The organism is Photorhabdus kayaii (assembly GCF_025384895.1).
Classification (GTDB): Bacteria; Pseudomonadota; Gammaproteobacteria; order Enterobacterales; family Enterobacteriaceae; genus Photorhabdus; species Photorhabdus kayaii.
Map to the genome: position 1 here is coordinate 1 of NZ_JAJAFZ010000022.1, position 16,815 is coordinate 16,815.

At 42.4% G+C, this 16,815-nt stretch carries 13 protein-coding genes; 8 read left to right on the forward strand and 5 right to left on the reverse strand.

Features of this window, described 5'->3' with window-relative positions; genetic code table 11:
• From hemP to ppsR, 3 genes are all read right to left on the reverse strand, one after another.
• A partial coding sequence (gene hemP / locus LGZ98_RS10305; protein ID WP_262978063.1) for a hemin uptake protein HemP occupies positions 1 to 165 on the reverse strand: 165 nt, incomplete at its 3' end.
• Positions 166 to 337: 172 nt separating this feature from the next.
• On the reverse strand, positions 338 to 1,384 hold the full coding sequence (locus tag LGZ98_RS10310; RefSeq protein WP_113040978.1) for a 3-deoxy-7-phosphoheptulonate synthase: 1,047 nt from the start codon (positions 1,382 to 1,384) through the stop codon (positions 338 to 340).
• Positions 1,385 to 1,525: 141 nt separating this feature from the next.
• Positions 1,526 to 2,407 (reverse strand): posphoenolpyruvate synthetase regulatory kinase/phosphorylase PpsR, encoded by an 882-nt coding sequence (gene ppsR / locus LGZ98_RS10315; protein ID WP_113040977.1) that lies wholly within the window; start codon positions 2,405 to 2,407, stop codon positions 1,526 to 1,528.
• Positions 2,408 to 2,620: 213 nt separating this feature from the next.
• Between ppsR and ppsA the strand changes: the two genes are divergently transcribed.
• A complete protein-coding gene (gene ppsA, locus LGZ98_RS10320; protein ID WP_113040976.1) occupies positions 2,621 to 4,999 on the forward strand; it encodes a phosphoenolpyruvate synthase in 2,379 nt (792 codons plus the stop codon).
• Between the two features lie 443 nt (positions 5,000 to 5,442).
• Here ppsA and ydiK read toward each other — a convergent pair whose 3' ends face one another.
• Positions 5,443 to 6,552: an AI-2E family transporter YdiK gene (gene ydiK / locus LGZ98_RS10325; protein WP_113040975.1), complete on the reverse strand. Its 1,110-nt coding sequence runs from the start codon at positions 6,550 to 6,552 to the stop codon at positions 5,443 to 5,445.
• 262 nt (positions 6,553 to 6,814) lie between these two features.
• On the opposite strand from ydiK, the gene ydiJ reads away from it, so the two are divergent.
• A complete protein-coding gene (gene ydiJ / locus LGZ98_RS10330; RefSeq protein ID WP_113040974.1) occupies positions 6,815 to 9,874 on the forward strand; it encodes a D-2-hydroxyglutarate dehydrogenase YdiJ in 3,060 nt (1,019 codons plus the stop codon).
• Positions 9,871 to 10,287, forward strand: coding sequence for a hotdog fold thioesterase (locus tag LGZ98_RS10335; RefSeq protein WP_112893949.1), 417 nt, complete (start codon positions 9,871 to 9,873; stop codon positions 10,285 to 10,287). Before ydiJ ends, LGZ98_RS10335 begins: the two co-directional genes overlap by 4 nt.
• A 402-nt stretch (positions 10,288 to 10,689) precedes the next feature.
• Here the strand turns inward: LGZ98_RS10335 and LGZ98_RS10340 are convergent, their stop codons facing one another.
• A complete protein-coding gene (locus tag LGZ98_RS10340; RefSeq protein ID WP_113040973.1) occupies positions 10,690 to 10,848 on the reverse strand; it encodes a Hok/Gef family protein in 159 nt (52 codons plus the stop codon).
• A 758-nt stretch (positions 10,849 to 11,606) separates the two neighbouring features.
• On the opposite strand from LGZ98_RS10340, the gene sufA reads away from it, so the two are divergent.
• Genes sufA through sufS form a run of 5 tightly spaced genes read left to right on the forward strand, consistent with a single transcriptional unit; the run spans position 11,607 to position 16,811 of the window.
• Positions 11,607 to 11,975 carry a Fe-S cluster assembly scaffold SufA gene (gene sufA / locus LGZ98_RS10345; RefSeq protein ID WP_011146844.1) on the forward strand — a complete coding sequence of 123 codons (369 nt, stop codon included), beginning with the start codon at positions 11,607 to 11,609 and terminating at the stop codon, positions 11,973 to 11,975.
• 12 nt (positions 11,976 to 11,987) lie between these two features.
• A complete protein-coding gene (gene sufB / locus LGZ98_RS10350; RefSeq protein ID WP_113040971.1) occupies positions 11,988 to 13,484 on the forward strand; it encodes a Fe-S cluster assembly protein SufB in 1,497 nt (498 codons plus the stop codon).
• A 57-nt stretch (positions 13,485 to 13,541) separates the two neighbouring features.
• Positions 13,542 to 14,288: a Fe-S cluster assembly ATPase SufC gene (gene sufC / locus LGZ98_RS10355; RefSeq protein ID WP_113040970.1), complete on the forward strand. Its 747-nt coding sequence runs from the start codon at positions 13,542 to 13,544 to the stop codon at positions 14,286 to 14,288.
• Entirely contained in the window at positions 14,263 to 15,576 is a 1,314-nt protein-coding gene (sufD, locus tag LGZ98_RS10360; protein WP_113040969.1) for a Fe-S cluster assembly protein SufD, read from the forward strand. The genes sufC and sufD overlap by 26 nt, the downstream gene beginning before the upstream one ends.
• Positions 15,573 to 16,811, forward strand: coding sequence for a cysteine desulfurase SufS (gene sufS / locus LGZ98_RS10365; RefSeq protein ID WP_113040968.1), 1,239 nt, complete (start codon positions 15,573 to 15,575; stop codon positions 16,809 to 16,811). Before sufD ends, sufS begins: the two co-directional genes overlap by 4 nt.
• The last annotated feature ends 4 nt before the right edge of the window (positions 16,812 to 16,815 follow it).

Below are 16,815 nucleotides of genomic sequence, written 5' to 3' on the forward strand. Positions count from 1 at the left end.
TTGGCGCAATTGGTAGAATTCTCCTTGGTGACGAATTCTGGTAATTCCTAGCTCACCTAATAGTTGTTTACTGTCAATGTAGCCAATTTCTACAATTTCAGCAGGATAGATGTTGCATTGTTTTTCAAATGTAATACAAGAATGTTGGTGACATATTTTAGTCATAAAACCACTTTGCGAATACTAACTATTATCATAGTGAGAATTATTATCGTTATATAAAGGGGTGACTTCAAGCAATATTTTTGGTGGTCAGGAGCAACACATTAATGAAATTTAATTAATGTGTTGTCAGTTAGCCTCTTATGAATGCAAAAGGCTAACTCGGAATAAGGATTCAGAAACGGTAACTTACTGCTTCGGCAAGAATGTCAATAAGCTGTTCTGTATCTTGCCAGTTTAGACAAGGATCTGTGATCGATTGACCGTAATTTAGCGGTTGTCCCTGAATGACTTGCTGGGTGCCTTCAACCAGAAAACTTTCAACCATCACACCGACAATAGCGGAAGAACCCGCTTGAATCTGGTGGCCCACCTCTTTTGCTATAGTCAGTTGGCGTTTATGGATTTTTTGACAATTACCATGACTGAAATCGATAACTAAATGTTCTGGTAAATTAAATTCACGTAGTTGAGTACAAGCTGTAGCAATATCTTTGGCACTGTAATTAGGCTGTTTGCCTCCACGCATAATAATGTGGCCGTATGGGTTGCCTTCGGTTTGATAGATGGTCATCTGACCGTGCTTATCTGGCGAAAGAAATGTGTGACAGACACTGGCTGCACGGATTGCATCTATGGCGATACGGATGTTGCCATCCGTTCCATTTTTAAAGCCAACTGGACAGGAGAGGGAGGATGCCATTTCTCGGTGAATCTGGCTTTCTGTTGTTCTGGCTCCGATCGCGCCCCAACTGATCAGATCGGCAATATATTGGCCGGTCACCATATCCAGAAATTCGGTTGCCGTAGGTAAACCCAACTCATTGACGTCAACCAATAATTTCCGGGCCAAAGTAATGCCCCGATTTACCTGGCAAGAACCGTCGAGATAGGGATCTGAAATTAAACCTTTCCAGCCCACCACTGTGCGTGGTTTCTCAAAATAGGTGCGCATGATAATTTCCAGTCTGTGCTGGTATTTTTCACGCAATCTGTTCAGTCGCTGAGCATAATCTAAAGCGGCATCAATATCATGAATAGAGCAAGGACCGATGATTACCATAAGCCGTGGATCGTTCCCGCAGAGAATATCGGCAATACGTTTCCGTGACGCTGTCACATTGTTGACGATTTTTTCGGATACAGGAAATTGAATTGCAAGAGTTTGAGGTGTGACCAAACTATCGACACGGTGAGTCCTTAAACCATCTGTTTTGTACATATATTTTCTCAAAGTTCGTTTCACATTAGCAGGCATATCTATAGATAATTGAAATTACAATAAACGAAAACGACTAAGTTAAACAAATGATATAATTAGTCATATGATAAATTTTTTTCCATTATTCCTATTGATATATTTTTAAAACATTCGTCGGTTTAGCTTCATCATGTCGATTATTTTGGTTGAGATTTCTTCAACAGAATAATTGGTGGTGTTAAGATAATTAATCTTATTCTTACGGAATAAAGCTTCAACTTCGGAAATTTCTATTCTACATTGCCTCAATGATGCATAACGGCTATTTTCTCGACGTTCTTCTCTAATAGCGGCCAGCCGTTCAGGGCTTATAGTTAACCCGAATAACTTATGTTGAAATTGTTTTAATGTCGCAGGTAATTGTAAATTGTCCATATCATCCGCAGTAAAAGGATAATTTGCAGCCTGAATACCAAATTGCATGGCTAAATAGAGGCTAGTGGGTGTTTTCCCACAGCGGGATACGCCCAACAGGATAACCTGTGCCTGGTCAAGATTACGTAAAGAGATACCATCATCATGTGCCAGGGCATAATCAATAGCAGCGATACGCGCATCGTACTGGCTGAGATTTTTCTCAGTCAGACCGTGAGTGCGATTAAGTTCGGGTTTGGGTTCCAACCCGGTTTCTTGCTGTAATGGGGCGACCAGTGTTTGTACAATGTCCTGACAAAATCCTTCGCTGCTGGTAATAATATTTTTCACTCCAGAAGAGATAATGGAATAGAAAACTAAAGGTCTTATACGCGTATCTTGATATATCTGATTTATTTGTTGCTTTATTTCTTCTGCGCGGGTTTCACTGGCAACAAAAGGAAGAGTATAAGAAGTTATTTTGATGGGGAATTGTGATAAGACAGCATGGCCTAATACTTCTGCGGTAATTGCTGTGCCATCTGAAATAAAAAAGACAGTGCGTTCAACACCTTCAACACTATTACGACCATTACGTTTCGCTGATGTTTCTAATCTGAGTTTTGCCATGATATTTATAGTGACCTTTTATCTTTCCAATCGTTTAGTTAAATGAAACCGAGTATCGATTTTCTGCAAAGTATACCTAAGAAAAAAATAATGTGTTGGGTTGATCGATTCACCTTTCTATGTGTGCGAAAACATTGTGTTAGTCTATTTATGACTGCGCTATGCAGTGCCAATTTTTCCGATTTGTACCCAAATGCTAAAAGGATTGTTTTAATGCCCAATAATGACCTCACCCTGCGTAATGTGCTTTGGTATAACCAATTAGGTATGCATGATATTGACCGGGTTGGTGGTAAAAACGCCTCCCTGGGAGAAATGATCACTCACCTGTCAGAGTTGGGGGTTTCTGTCCCGAATGGTTTCGCCACGACAGCACAGGCATTTAATGATTTCTTGGAACAAAGTGGTGTCAATCAGCGTATTTATGACTTGCTGGATGAAACGGATGTTGATGATGTCAATCAACTGGCTAAAGCAGGTGCACAAATTCGCCAATGGGTGATTGATACACCATTTACGCCACAACTAGAAAAAGATATTCAGGATGCTTATCAACAGTTGTCTGAAGGAGAGCCTGAAGCCTCTTTTGCTGTACGTTCTTCGGCAACGGCTGAAGATATGCCTGATGCCTCTTTTGCCGGGCAGCAGGAAACCTTTCTAAACGTGCAAGGCATTGATGCTGTGATGGTTGCCATCAAACATGTGTTTGCTTCATTATTTAATGATCGCGCTATTTCCTATCGTGTCCATCAGGGATATGACCATCGGGGGGTTGCATTATCAGCGGGTGTACAACGTATGGTGCGTTCTGATCTCGCCTCTTCCGGTGTGATGTTCACTATTGATACTGAATCAGGGTTTGATCAGGTTGTTTTTATTACCTCTGCTTACGGATTGGGTGAGATGGTTGTTCAGGGCGCTGTGAATCCGGATGAGTTCTATGTTCATAAATCAACCCTGAATAAGGGTAAACCAGCGATTGTGCGCCGCAATCTGGGTTCTAAAAAACTGCATATGATCTATGCTGACAATAAAGAACATGGCAAGCAGGTACGCATCGAAGATGTACCCGCATCACAACGCAATCGTTTCTCTTTAGCTGATGAAGAAGTTGAGGCATTGGCGCGTCAGGCGTTACTAATTGAAAAACATTATGGCCGACCCATGGATATTGAATGGGCTAAAGATGGTCATAACGGCAAGTTATACATTGTTCAGGCGCGTCCTGAGACTGTCCGCTCAAACCAGCAGGTTATGGAGCGTTACCAACTGAATGAACCAGGTCAGGTATTGGTGGAAGGACGTGCCATAGGCCATCGTATTGGTGCAGGTCGAGTAAAAGTCATTCACAACTTGAATGAAATGGATCGCATCCAACCGGGTGATGTTCTGGTTACTGATATGACCGATCCGGATTGGGAACCTATTATGAAAAAAGCTGCTGCGATTGTGACTAACCGCGGTGGCCGGACCTGTCATGCAGCGATTATTGCCCGTGAATTGGGCATTCCCGCGGTTGTTGGATGCGGTGATGCAACGGAACGTTTGAAAGAGAATCAGTCGGTGACAGTTTCCTGTGCGGAAGGTGATACGGGTTTTGTTTATCAGAATCAACTGAATTTTACTGTACAAAGTTCTCAAGTCGATCAGTTACCGGAGCTTGATGTAAAAATTATGCTAAACGTCGGCAATCCAGATCGTGCATTTGATTTTGCCCGTTTGCCGAATGATGGCGTAGGTCTTGCTCGTTTGGAGTTTATTATTAATCGGATGATTGGTGTACATCCCCGTGCATTACTGGAGTTTGATCAGCAAACTCCTGAGTTGCAGCAAGAGATAAAATCGCTGATGGTAGGTTATGACAACCCGGTTGAGTTCTATGTTGGGCGCTTGACGGAGGGGATTGCCACTCTAGCGGCTGCATTCTGGCCGAAACGGGTTATTGTCCGTTTGTCTGATTTTAAATCCAATGAATATGCTAATCTGGTTGGTGGTGACATTTATGAACCTGATGAAGAGAACCCTATGCTAGGTTTCCGTGGTGCAGGGCGTTATGTTTCTGACAGTTTCCGTCGCTGTTTTGCATTGGAGTGCGAAGCCGTTAAACGTGTACGTAATGATATGGAGTTGACCAACGTTGAAATTATGATCCCGTTCGTTCGTACGGTAGCGCAGGCTGAAGCAGTGATTGCTGAACTGGCATCCCAAGGGTTGAAGCGCGGTGAAAACGGATTGAAAGTCATTATGATGTGCGAGATTCCGTCCAACGCAATTCTGGCAGAACAGTTCCTTGAACATTTTGATGGCTTCTCTATTGGTTCTAATGATATGACTCAACTGACTCTTGGTTTGGATCGGGATTCTGGGGTGGTATCTGAACTATTTGATGAACGTAATGATGCGGTCAAGGCTCTGCTCTCATTGGCTATTCAAGCGGCTAAGCGTCAAAACAAGTATGTGGGAATTTGTGGTCAGGGGCCTTCAGACCATCAGGATTTTGCTCATTGGCTGATGGAAGAAGGGATTGATAGCCTGTCATTAAATCCAGATACCGTTGTAAAAACTTGGTTAGGATTAGCGAAAGTGAATTAATTGAGAATAATACTCAATTGAAATTAAGGTCCGTCAAAATAATGGCGGGCTTTTTAACAACTAGAGTCGTTAATTATCGTTCTATGGGAAAGTATAAAAATAGTGAAAAAAAAGCCTATCATGGGCGTGATAGGCAAGGACTACACACAGCAATATTAGGTGTTTCTAACAAGTAGAACCATCAAAAGGAGAAATAAACGTCTCGTTCATAGCCCACTTATATTAATTTAGTTAAATCGTTTATTCATTAAGAATTGTCCTAATTTACGTATTATTTACGGCTATAATGAGCCAGATTTAACTATTTTTTAACAATTTATTTACAATAATGATATTTAATAAATCAGCACCTCAGAAAAGTGATAAGTTTTATTAAAATTATGCTTTAGCGAAAGAGCTAACTCTCTTTCGCTATATAAGTCAGAATTAATTATCATACAAATTTATTCTGAAAATTTCTGTTCCAGATATTTTTCAGTTTCGGCTAAATCATTTTTAGGTTCTGGGACTTCATTCATCCATGCGATTAATAAACGATAAGCAACTGCTAATACAACGGGGCCGATAAATAAGCCAATCATGCCAAATGAGAGTATTCCACCAATAACGCCTATTAATATCAGCGCCATAGGTAAATCTGCGCCCAGACGGATTAAAAATGGGCGAAGAAACCCATCCATTGTCGTTACGATACCGCTCCAGACCAGTAGCACGGTTCCCCAGGTTGTATCACCTGTCCAATAAAGCCAGGCAACAGCGGGAACTAAAATCAGTAATGGACCGAGTTGAGCGACACAACAGACAAACATGAGTACTGTCAGCAACGTAGCATAAGGAATGCCTGAAACAGCCAAGCCAAGACCACCGATAATGGCTTGAACCAATGCGGTAACCACCACTCCAAGCGCTACGGCACGGATGGATTGTGCTGCCAACAGGATGGCGGCATCTCCGCGTTTATTTGCCAGGCGAATGGCAAAATGGCGAATGCTCATCGTCACCTGCTCGCCTTTTAGATATAAGAGCACGCTGAATAGCACCATCAAACCGAGATGGAATACGAAACGCCCGGCATTTGCTGCTTGAGTAAAGAACCAGGTTGCGGCTTCTCCAACATAAGGCTGGACTTTAGCTATCAGAACATTTCCACCATCAGTAATGAGTGAGTTCCAACCGCTGTATAGTTTATCTCCAACCAGAGGAATATTATTCAGCCAGGTCATTGTCGGTATCTGAAAATGAGCGGGGGATTTAGCCCACTGGATTAGTGGCGCACTGTTTTCCAATAAACTACTGACCAGTAATGCGATAGGGATCACAAATAATAGAATTAGCAGTAGCGTCATGATGGAGACTGCAATCCAGCGTTTACCCCATAAACTGCTCTGTAGTTTTTCTAATAATGGCCAGGTGGCGATAACAACCATGCCGGCCCAGACAAAACCGAAGATAAAGGGCTTTATCACCCAAAAGCTGGTAACAATTAACAGTGACAGGAAAATTAAAGTAAATAATAGTTTTGGTAAATCATAATGCGGTTGAGATTTGTCCATAAGTTAATTTCTCTCAGGGAGTTAGTGGCGCTAAGGTGCTAAAGATAATGAATATACCCTATGGATTTGAAAGATGACGGGTATAAATAGGATGTTATCTACAGGTTACTCAAAATAGGTGAATATTATGATAAGGTAAACGCTTGCCTTCTCAGACAAATCAGTTAACGGTGGTAAATGGTTACGGCTGATTAAGGCATTGATTCAAAGATAGTATAAATGAAGCAATGTGGACACTCATTCTAAAAGGGTCAAAACGATAATGATCCCACGCATATCACAAGCACCGCACGTCAGTGAGGTCGCACAGAAGTTCTTGGATACATTAAAGGAACAAGGATTTACCGGAGATGTTGCCAGTAGTTATGCCGATCGTCTGACAATGGCGACAGATAACAGTATCTATCAACTCTTACCACAGGCTGTCGTTTTCCCTCGATCTAGTGCCGATGTGGTTTTACTGGCTCATGTCGCAGGTGAAAAAGAATATCAGAATTTGACATTTACTCCACGCGGTGGCGGTACAGGCACAAACGGTCAGGCGCTTAATGACGGCATTGTGGTGGATATGTCCCGTTATATGAATCGCATTCTTGAGATTAACCCGGAGCAAGGTTGGGTCAGAGTTGAAGCGGGGGTGATTAAAGACCAATTGAATCAATATTTGCGTCCATATGGTTATTTCTTTTCACCGGAGCTTTCAACCAGTAACCGTGCAACATTGGGCGGTATGATTAATACTGATGCATCCGGTCAGGGTTCATTAGTCTATGGTAAAACTTCTGATCATGTTCTTAGTCTACGGGCAGTGCTATTAGGGGGGGAATTACTTGACACCCGCGCTATGGATATAGTCCAGGCGGAATCGATTGCGCAAGAGGATTCTGTTACCGGTCGCATTTATAATACGGTGCTTAATCGTTGCCGTGAACAACGTGAACTTATCGTTGAAAAATTCCCCAAACTTAATCGCTTTCTGACCGGTTATGATTTGCGCCATGTTTTCAGTGACGATATGCGGAAATTTGACTTAGGTCGTATCTTAACTGGTTCAGAAGGAACGCTAGCTTTTATTACCGAAGCGGTTTTGGATATGACTCCGCTGCCAAAAGTTAGGCGATTGGTGAACGTGAAATATGATTCATTTGATTCTGCACTGCGTAATGCTCCTTTTATGGTGGAGGCAAAGGCGTTATCGGTTGAGACCGTGGATTCCAAGGTGCTGAATTTGGCGCGTGAGGACATCGTCTGGCACTCAGTTAAGGAATTAATAACGGATATTCCTAACAAAGATATGCAAGGGTTGAATATTGTTGAATTCAGTGGAGATGATCAACCTTTGATAGATCGGCAAGTAGAAACACTTTGTCAGCGCCTTGATGAACTGATGGATGGCAATCAAGCTGGGATTATTGGTTATCAAATTTGCCGAGAGTTAGCTGATATTGAGCGTATTTATGCAATGCGCAAGAAAGCAGTTGGTTTGTTGGGTAACAGTAAAGGTGCGGCGAAACCTATTCCTTTTGTAGAAGATACGTGTGTGCCGCCACAGTATCTCGCTGATTATATTGTGGAATTCCGGCAGCTATTGGATAGTCATCATCTTAATTACGGTATGTTTGGTCATGTGGATGCGGGGGTGCTGCATGTTCGGCCGGCGCTGGATATGTGCGATCCTCAGCAAGAGATACTGATGAAACAGATTTCTGATGAAATTGTCAGTCTCACCACACGTTATGGTGGTTTGCTGTGGGGAGAGCATGGTAAAGGATTTCGTGCTGAGTACAGCCCGGCATTTTTCGGTAGCATCTTGTATGAAGAATTACGCCGGGTTAAGGCTGCCTTTGACCCGGATAATCGCTTGAATCCGGGTAAAATTTGTCCGCCGATGGGGGTTGATGCCCCGATGATGAAAGTCGATGCTGTTAAGCGAGGAACGTATGACCGGACAATTCCGGTAAATGTCAGGAATACATTCCGCGGTGCTATGGAGTGTAATGGGAATGGGCTCTGTTTTAATTTCGATGTAAAAAGCCCGATGTGTCCATCAATGAAAGTGAGTCAGCAACGTATTCATTCACCGAAAGGACGCGCAACACTGGTGCGTGAATGGCTGCGCCTTTTGGCTGAACAGGGTGTGGATCCGACGTTACTGAAACAGGGATTAGAACAAAAACGACCAAGTTTGCGTGGGTTGATTGAGAAGACCCACAATAGTTGGCAGGCATGGCGCGGGGAGTATGACTTTTCTCACGAAGTGAAAGAGGCAATGTCTGGTTGTCTGGCATGCAAAGCTTGCTCAACACAGTGCCCGATTAAAATTGATGTTCCGTCATTTCGTGCACGTTTTCTTGAGTTATATCACGGCCGCTATTTTCGCCCTTTATGTGATCATATCGTGGCGAGTGCGGAAAGCAGTACGCCATTAATGGCTAAGGTCCCTCGGGTCTTTAATTTCTTCCTGAAACAACCGTGGATACAAGAATTGAGCCGCCGGACTATCGGCATGGTGGATTTACCCTTGTTATCCAGCCCGACGCTGTACCAACAACTGGCGGGTCATTATGCACTTTCGACCACACTGGAACAGCTTGAAAAAATGGAACAGGCTCATCGTGACGAACACGTGTTGATCGTTCAGGACCCGTTCACGAGTTATTACGATGCAAAAGTTGTGGCTGATTTTGCCTATTTGGTAGAAAAATTGGGATATAAACCCGTATTGCTGCCATTTTCTCCAAACGGCAAAGCACAACATATCAAAGGCTTCTTATCTCGTTTTGCTAAAACGGCCAAAAAGACGTCAGATTTTCTGAACCGGGTTGCTGAGTTGGGTATTCCTATGGTCGGTGTCGATCCAGCGCTGGTACTGTGCTACCGGGATGAATATAAAGAAATTCTGGGAGAACAGCGAGGGAAGTTTGAGGTTCAGCTTGTTCATGAATGGTTGATTAATACTTTACCAGAGAAAAGTGACCATGAAGAAAGATCTGGTGATAAATGGTATCTATTTGGACATTGTACCGAAGTGACTATGCTACCGGGCAGTAGTCAACAGTGGGAAAAAATTTTCCATCGGTTGGGTAGCAAGCTGAATAATATCAGTGTAGGCTGCTGTGGCATGGCCGGAACCTATGGTCATGAAAACAAAAACATAGAACACTCTATTGGTATCTATAAGTTATCCTGGCAACCTGTCTTGCAGAAATTACCATTGGAGCGTTGTCTAAGCTCTGGTTATTCCTGCCGCAGTCAGGTTAAGCGGATAGAAGGGCAAGTACTTAAGCATCCGTTGCAAGCTTTATTGGAGATAATCCCATGATTTGGAAACGTGATATTGGACTGGATAGCCTGAATCAAGTAAATAGCCAATGTATGATGGGCCATCTGGGCATAAAAATCACGCATATCGGTGATGACTATATTGAAGGCACAATGCCGGTTGATTATCGCACGCGTCAGCCATTTGGTTTATTGCATGGCGGGGCATCTGTTGTGCTGGCAGAATCACTCGGTTCTTTAGCTGGGTATCTCTGTTCCGAAGGTGAGAAAAAAGTTGTTGGGCTGGAAATCAATGCTAATCATATTCGCTCGGTTCGTAGTGGTGAAGTGAAAGGCGTATGTAAACCTATTCATATTGGCCGCAATCACCAGGTGTGGCGAATTGATATTTTTGATGAGCGGCAACATTTGTGCTGTACCTCTCGGTTAACCACATCAGTTTTGCCTGGATAAAATATAAAATAAAAGTGAAAGTAGGTTATTGTATGGATAAATAACCTACTATTTAAGTGAAAGAGTTATTTTTTACAGTAATTGGATTTAGTTGTGATAACCTTTAAGAAGTATATATATTTATGTAACTTATCGATGTTTTTATAATATTATGGGTTGTTTGATTGTATATGTCTGATGAATAGGGATGGTGAATTATCTTAAAAGAATTAATACTCTAATAGGGAAAGATCTAATTGAAAATTCTTATTCAAATCTATAAATGCTGATATATTAATTAATGCTAAAGTTTCAGCAGTTTTAATTTGCGTTAAATTCCATTTAAATATAAAGGGTGCCTGAGAACCAAGTCATAACAATATCTAAAAGGGCGGGAGTAAAAACCTCCCGCCTAAGGTTGCCTTACCTGCTGCTGGATTCGTAAGCCATGCTTGCCGCAACCTCTGTATTACCTCGTTTGATATGGAGTTTACAGATTGAACCCCTTGTTATCCACGTGAATATGAGTAACGTCACACAAATAATGATCAAACTCAATATTGCGATTTTTTGCGGCTTCATAGCCTTCTCTCCTTGCTTTTTGTCAGGTAAGAGGCTAGCCTTATGTTGTTGGACATAGGAGTAGCCTCATTTCGATTTATAGTCGGATGGGGCTTTTCTCTTTCTGCCTGGAACATAATGCTCAAGACAGAAAGTCTCAAGCACCCGGAGGCAGTATACTTTTATTCATCTAAGATGCAAGATATTGAAAATATTTATTATGGTCACGTAATACCTTCGAATTAAATTAGCCAGCTAGTAAATCTATTAATAAAAAAGAAAGGAATATTGATGATGGAATATATAGATAAAATTGTTTCTTAATGCGTTTAATTAATTGTCTCGATTAAATAGAAATGCTATTTCTATATATTATGATCATAATGACAATCTCTATTTTGCATCTTCGGCTAACTATGTCAATTTTATCTGGTTGGCTGCTATTTTCATACTGGGAAAGGAACTATTTTCCCGTATATCTGAAAGTTCACATCAAATAGTGTTTCTGATGAACTTTTTGTGCTTTTATTTTACGCTAATAAGTAAAATATAGCACAATTGATCAAACTAATAATTTATAGATAAAACAATAAATTAAAGATATACCTTCATGTGAAATGAACATAAATCATCGTATTTGTATAAAGTTTGGGCTGATTAAGGTATATCCTCTTAAAACAAATGGTTGAAGTGATAAAGGTTATCATTACCATTATACGGGAGGAGAACTCTCCGATAACGGCGGCAAAAATGGCTATAGAACAAATATGAGGTCAACTATGACAAACAGTGTTGAAACCTTTTCTCTGAATGAAACCGCATGGCAGGGAATCACCATTACCGCGAGAGCCGCAGCGCAGATCTTAAAATTGATGCAGCAAAACCCACAAAGTAAGGGATTATATCTGGGGGTTAAGCAGTCAGGATGTGCCGGCTTTGGCTATGTGTTTGAGATGGTTAACGATCCGGCACCTGATGATCTAAGGTATGAAAATGAAGGTGCATGTCTATATGTTCCTCTGAAAGCAATGCCATTTATTGATGGTACTGAAGTGGATTTTGTTCGTGAAGGTTTAAATCAGATATTTAAATTCAATAATCCAAAAGCACAACATGCCTGTGGGTGTGGTGAAAGCTTTGGTATATAAGTGTACCAATATATGTCTCAGAGCAATGTAGAAATCAGTGATGATGTGCAGACTTGGCTCAGCGATCATCGTTATAAAGAAGGCTTCTTTACTCAGGTAACGACGGATGAGTTAGCTAAAGGTTTGAGTGAAGATGTTGTGCGGGCCATTTCCGCAAAACGCAATGAGCCCGAATGGATGCTTGAATTTCGGCTGGAGGCTTATCGCCATTGGCTAGGAATGGAAGAGCCTCATTGGTTGAAAGCCAATTATCCTAATCTTGATTACCAGGACTACAGTTACTATTCAGCACCTTCATGCGGTGCTTGTGGTGATAGTTGCAATTCACAATCTGGTGCTGTTCAAGGAACAGGGGCGGAGCAAACTAATAGCTATTTAACCGCGGAAATTGAAGAAGCATTTGATAAGTTGGGTGTTCCTGTACGGGAAGGTGAAGCTGTTGCGGTAGATGCTATTTTTGACTCCGTTTCTGTTTCAACGACTTATCGGGATAAGTTAGCGAAAGAAGGGATTATTTTCTGCTCATTTAGTGAAGCGATACAGGAATATCCCGGATTGGTCCGTAAATACCTCGGCAGTGTAGTTGCAAGCCACGATAACTTTTTTGCCGCGCTGAATGCCGCAGTGGCTTCTGATGGTACTTTTGTTTATGTGCCAAAAGGCGTTCGATGCCCAATGGAACTGTCCACCTATTTCCGTATCAACGCTGCGAAAACGGGCCAATTTGAGCGCACTATCCTGATTGCTGATGAAGGCAGTTATGTCAGCTATATAGAAGGATGCTCTGCACCGGTGCGTGATAGTTATCAACTTCATGCTGCTGTTGTCGAAGTGATTATCCATAAAGATGCCGAAGTGAAATATTCCACGGTACAAAACTGGTTCTCAGGTGGTGACAGTGCTGGGGGAATTCTCAACTTTGTCACTAAAAGAGCATTATGTGAAGGCGAAAATGCCAAAATGTCTTGGACTCAATCGGAAACAGGTTCCGCAATTACTTGGAAATATCCCAGCGTGATCTTGAAAGGGGATAATTCGATTGGCGAGTTTTTCTCCGTTGCGCTGACTAACGGCACTCAACAGGCCGATACCGGCACCAAGATGATCCACATCGGCCGTAACACTAAATCGACAATCATTTCAAAGGGCATTTCTGCCGGTCGTAGTCAGAACAGTTATCGTGGGCTGGTTAAAATATTACCGGGAGCAGAAAACGCTCGTAACTATACCCAATGTGACTCCATGTTGATTGGTACTGAATGTGGCGCACATACATTCCCTTATGTAGAAGTACAGAACAATACGGCGCAACTGGAGCATGAAGCGACAACCTCCCGCATTGGTGAAGATCAATTGTTCTATTGCTTGCAACGTGGCATCAGTGAAGATGATGCGATTTCCATGATTGTTAATGGATTCTGTAAGGATGTGTTCTCTGAACTTCCCCTGGAATTTGCTGTTGAAGCACAAAAATTGCTGGCGATCAGCCTTGAACACAGCGTCGGATGAATTTTCTCGGTTTCCCTTTTTTATGACAGAACGTTAAGTCGTTCGAAGGCATGTAATATGTTAAGTATTAAAAACTTACGAGTCAGTGTTGAAGGTAATGAAATCTTAAAAGGATTAAATCTTGAAGTTAAACCGGGTGAAATTCATGCCATCATGGGGCCGAATGGTTCCGGTAAAAGTACATTATCAGCAACGTTAGCTGGCCGTGAAGAGTATGAAATCGATGATGGTGAAATCACCTTTAAAGGCAAAGACTTACTTGGATTTGAGCCAGAAGAGCGAGCTGGCGAGGGGATTTTCCTGGCGTTTCAATATCCGATAGAAATTCCGGGTGTCAGTAATCAATTTTTCCTGCAAACCGCAGTGAACGCTGTTCGCCAATATCGCTATCAGGAGCCGCTGGATCGCTTTGATTTTGCCGATTTTATCGAAGAAAAAATTGAATTGTTGGATATGCCGCCGGATTTGCTGACACGTTCAGTCAATGTCGGCTTTTCCGGTGGTGAGAAAAAACGTAACGATATTCTGCAAATGGCCGCGCTGGAGCCGACACTTTGTATTTTGGATGAGACAGATTCAGGGCTGGATATTGATGCATTGAAAATTGTGGCTAATGGCGTGAACTCGTTACGTGATCCAAACCGCTCATTCATTATTGTGACCCATTACCAACGTATTTTGGATTATGTGAAACCTGATTTTGTGCATGTGCTTTATCAGGGACGAATTATTGAATCCGGTGATTTCAGTCTGGCGAAAAAGTTGGAGGAGCAAGGTTATGGCTGGCTTATTGACCAACAGTGAAAAAGCTGAAAAGGTGCGGCAGGTTGCAGAACGTAACCAGCAAGCATTAGCACGTTTTGCTGATTTGTACCACAACCGTCATGGTGAGGATTCATCTCATGCCAGTTTGCATTGGCAGAAAGCCATTAAAACCGGTTTTCCCCAATTCAGACATGAAGATTGGCGTTATACGCCGTTGGATAAATTGTTAAATCAGCAATACAGCAGCAAAACTTGGGAATTGACAGTAGCACAATGCGAACAACTGGCGATTCCAATGGATTGTTGGCGTGTCGTTATGGTGGATGGTTGTTTTTCACCTTTACTGAGTTCCTACGATTTTGGTCCATATCAACTAAATTTACTGGACAACAAAAGTGGACTTCTGGCGCCGATACAGGGTGAGATTTTTCTGCATTTGACAGAGAGTTTGGCTCAACAACCTTTGGTTATTACGTTAAAGGCAGGGCAAGTGGCAGAAAAGCCGCTGTACCTGCTGAATATCACCAGTGGTCACTGTAGTGAGGCATTGAATAGTAGTCATTACCGCTACCACATTGCCGTAGGCACGAATGCGAGTGCCAGCGTGATTGAACACTTCGTCAGTATTGATGAACAGCAACCTCATATGACAGGAAGCCGATTAACTGCGGAAGTGGGGGATAATGCCCATTTCGCCCATATAAAACTGGGGGTTGAGAACAGTGCAAGTTATCACTTTGCCCATAACGATATTGTGATTGGTCGTGATGCTCAAGTAAAAAGCACCAGCTTTTTATTAGGTTCTGGGCTTGGCCGACACAATACCAGTGTTAAGTTGAATGGCGAAGGGGCCAATCTGTCGTTGAACAGCTTAATGTTGCCGCAGGGAAAAGAGGTCGCCGATACTCGTACTTATTTGGAACATAATAAGGGGCATTGTGAAAGCCGTCAGTTGCATAAAACCATTGTGATGGATCAGAGCAAAGCGGTATTTAACGGCATGATTAAAGTGGCGCCTTACGCATTGAAAACTGATGGAAAAATGGCCAATAACAATTTGTTGTTAGGTAAACAGGCCGAAGTAGATACCAAACCTCAACTGGAAATTTACGCTGATGATGTGAAATGCAGTCATGGTGCGACCGTTGGCCGGATAGATGAAGAACAACTGTTTTATCTGCAATCACGCGGCATCGAACGACGTGATGCAGAGCATATGATGGTATTTGCTTTTGCTGCTGAGCTAACTGAATCTATTGAAGATGAATCCCTGAAGGCCGTTGTTATGAAACACATTAAGCACCGTTTAGCGAGAGTGGAAAGATGACTTTTTCTGTAAAAAAGGTGCGGCAAGATTTCCCGGTGTTAACTCAACAGGTTAATGGGCATCCATTGGTTTATCTTGATAGTGCTGCCAGCACTCAGAAGCCGGTTTCGGTTATTGAACGAGAAAGTGAATTTTGTTTGCACCAGTATGCGGCAGTTCACCGGGGAATTCATACCCTGAGCTCTGCGGCTACTCGGATGGTTGAAAATGTGCGCGACCAGATGGCGCAATTTATTCATGCTCAAAGTAATGAAGAGATTGTCTTCGTTAAAGGTACGACAGAAGGAATTAACCTGATTGCTAACAGTTATGGTCGCAAGTTTATCAATAATGGCGATAATATTGTTATTACTGAAATGGAACATCACGCCAATATTGTTCCGTGGTATATGCTGGCAGAACAGATTGGGTTTGAAATTAGAGTATGGCCACTGAATGAGAATGGCGAGTTGGATCAAGTCGTCTTAGCTTCTTTGATTGATTCACGGACTAAATTACTCTCTTTTACTCACCTCTCTAATGTGCTTGGTACAGTGAATCCTGTACGTCAAATCATAAAACAGGCAAGAAAACTAGCTAATGAGCAGGGGAGTTGGTTACATATTCTAGTCGATGGTGCTCAGGCCATTATGCATAAGCAAGTTGATGTGCAGGATCTGGACTGCGATTTCTATGTTTTTTCTAGTCACAAATTATATGGCCCAACAGGCATTGGTGTGCTTTATGGGCGTAAATCCCTGCTAGATGCTATGCCACCTTGGGAAGGGGGGGGCGCAATGATAAAACAGGTCAGCCTGCAAAAGGGGATAACCTATGCGGAACCACCGTGGCGATTTGAGGCGGGAACCCCAAATATTGCGGGAATTATTGGGCTTGGTGCTGCTGTCGATTATGTCACTTCACTTGGGCTGGATGAAATTCAGCGGCATGAACAGGTATTGATGGATTATGCAATGGCACGGCTGAAAGAGGTCAGAACCCTGAAATTGTATGGTCCTGAGCAACGTCAGGGGGTTATTGCTTTCAACCTTGGCCGACATCATGCTTATGATGTGGGAAGTTTCCTTGATCAATATGGAATAGCGATCCGTACCGGGCATCATTGTGCCCTTCCTTTGATGGAACATTATCACGTTTCCAGCATGTGTAGAGCCTCATTGGCGATTTATACTACGCAAGAAGATATTGATGCACTTGTTGTTGCATTGCAGAGAATAGAACAGTTATTGGGTTGAGCTA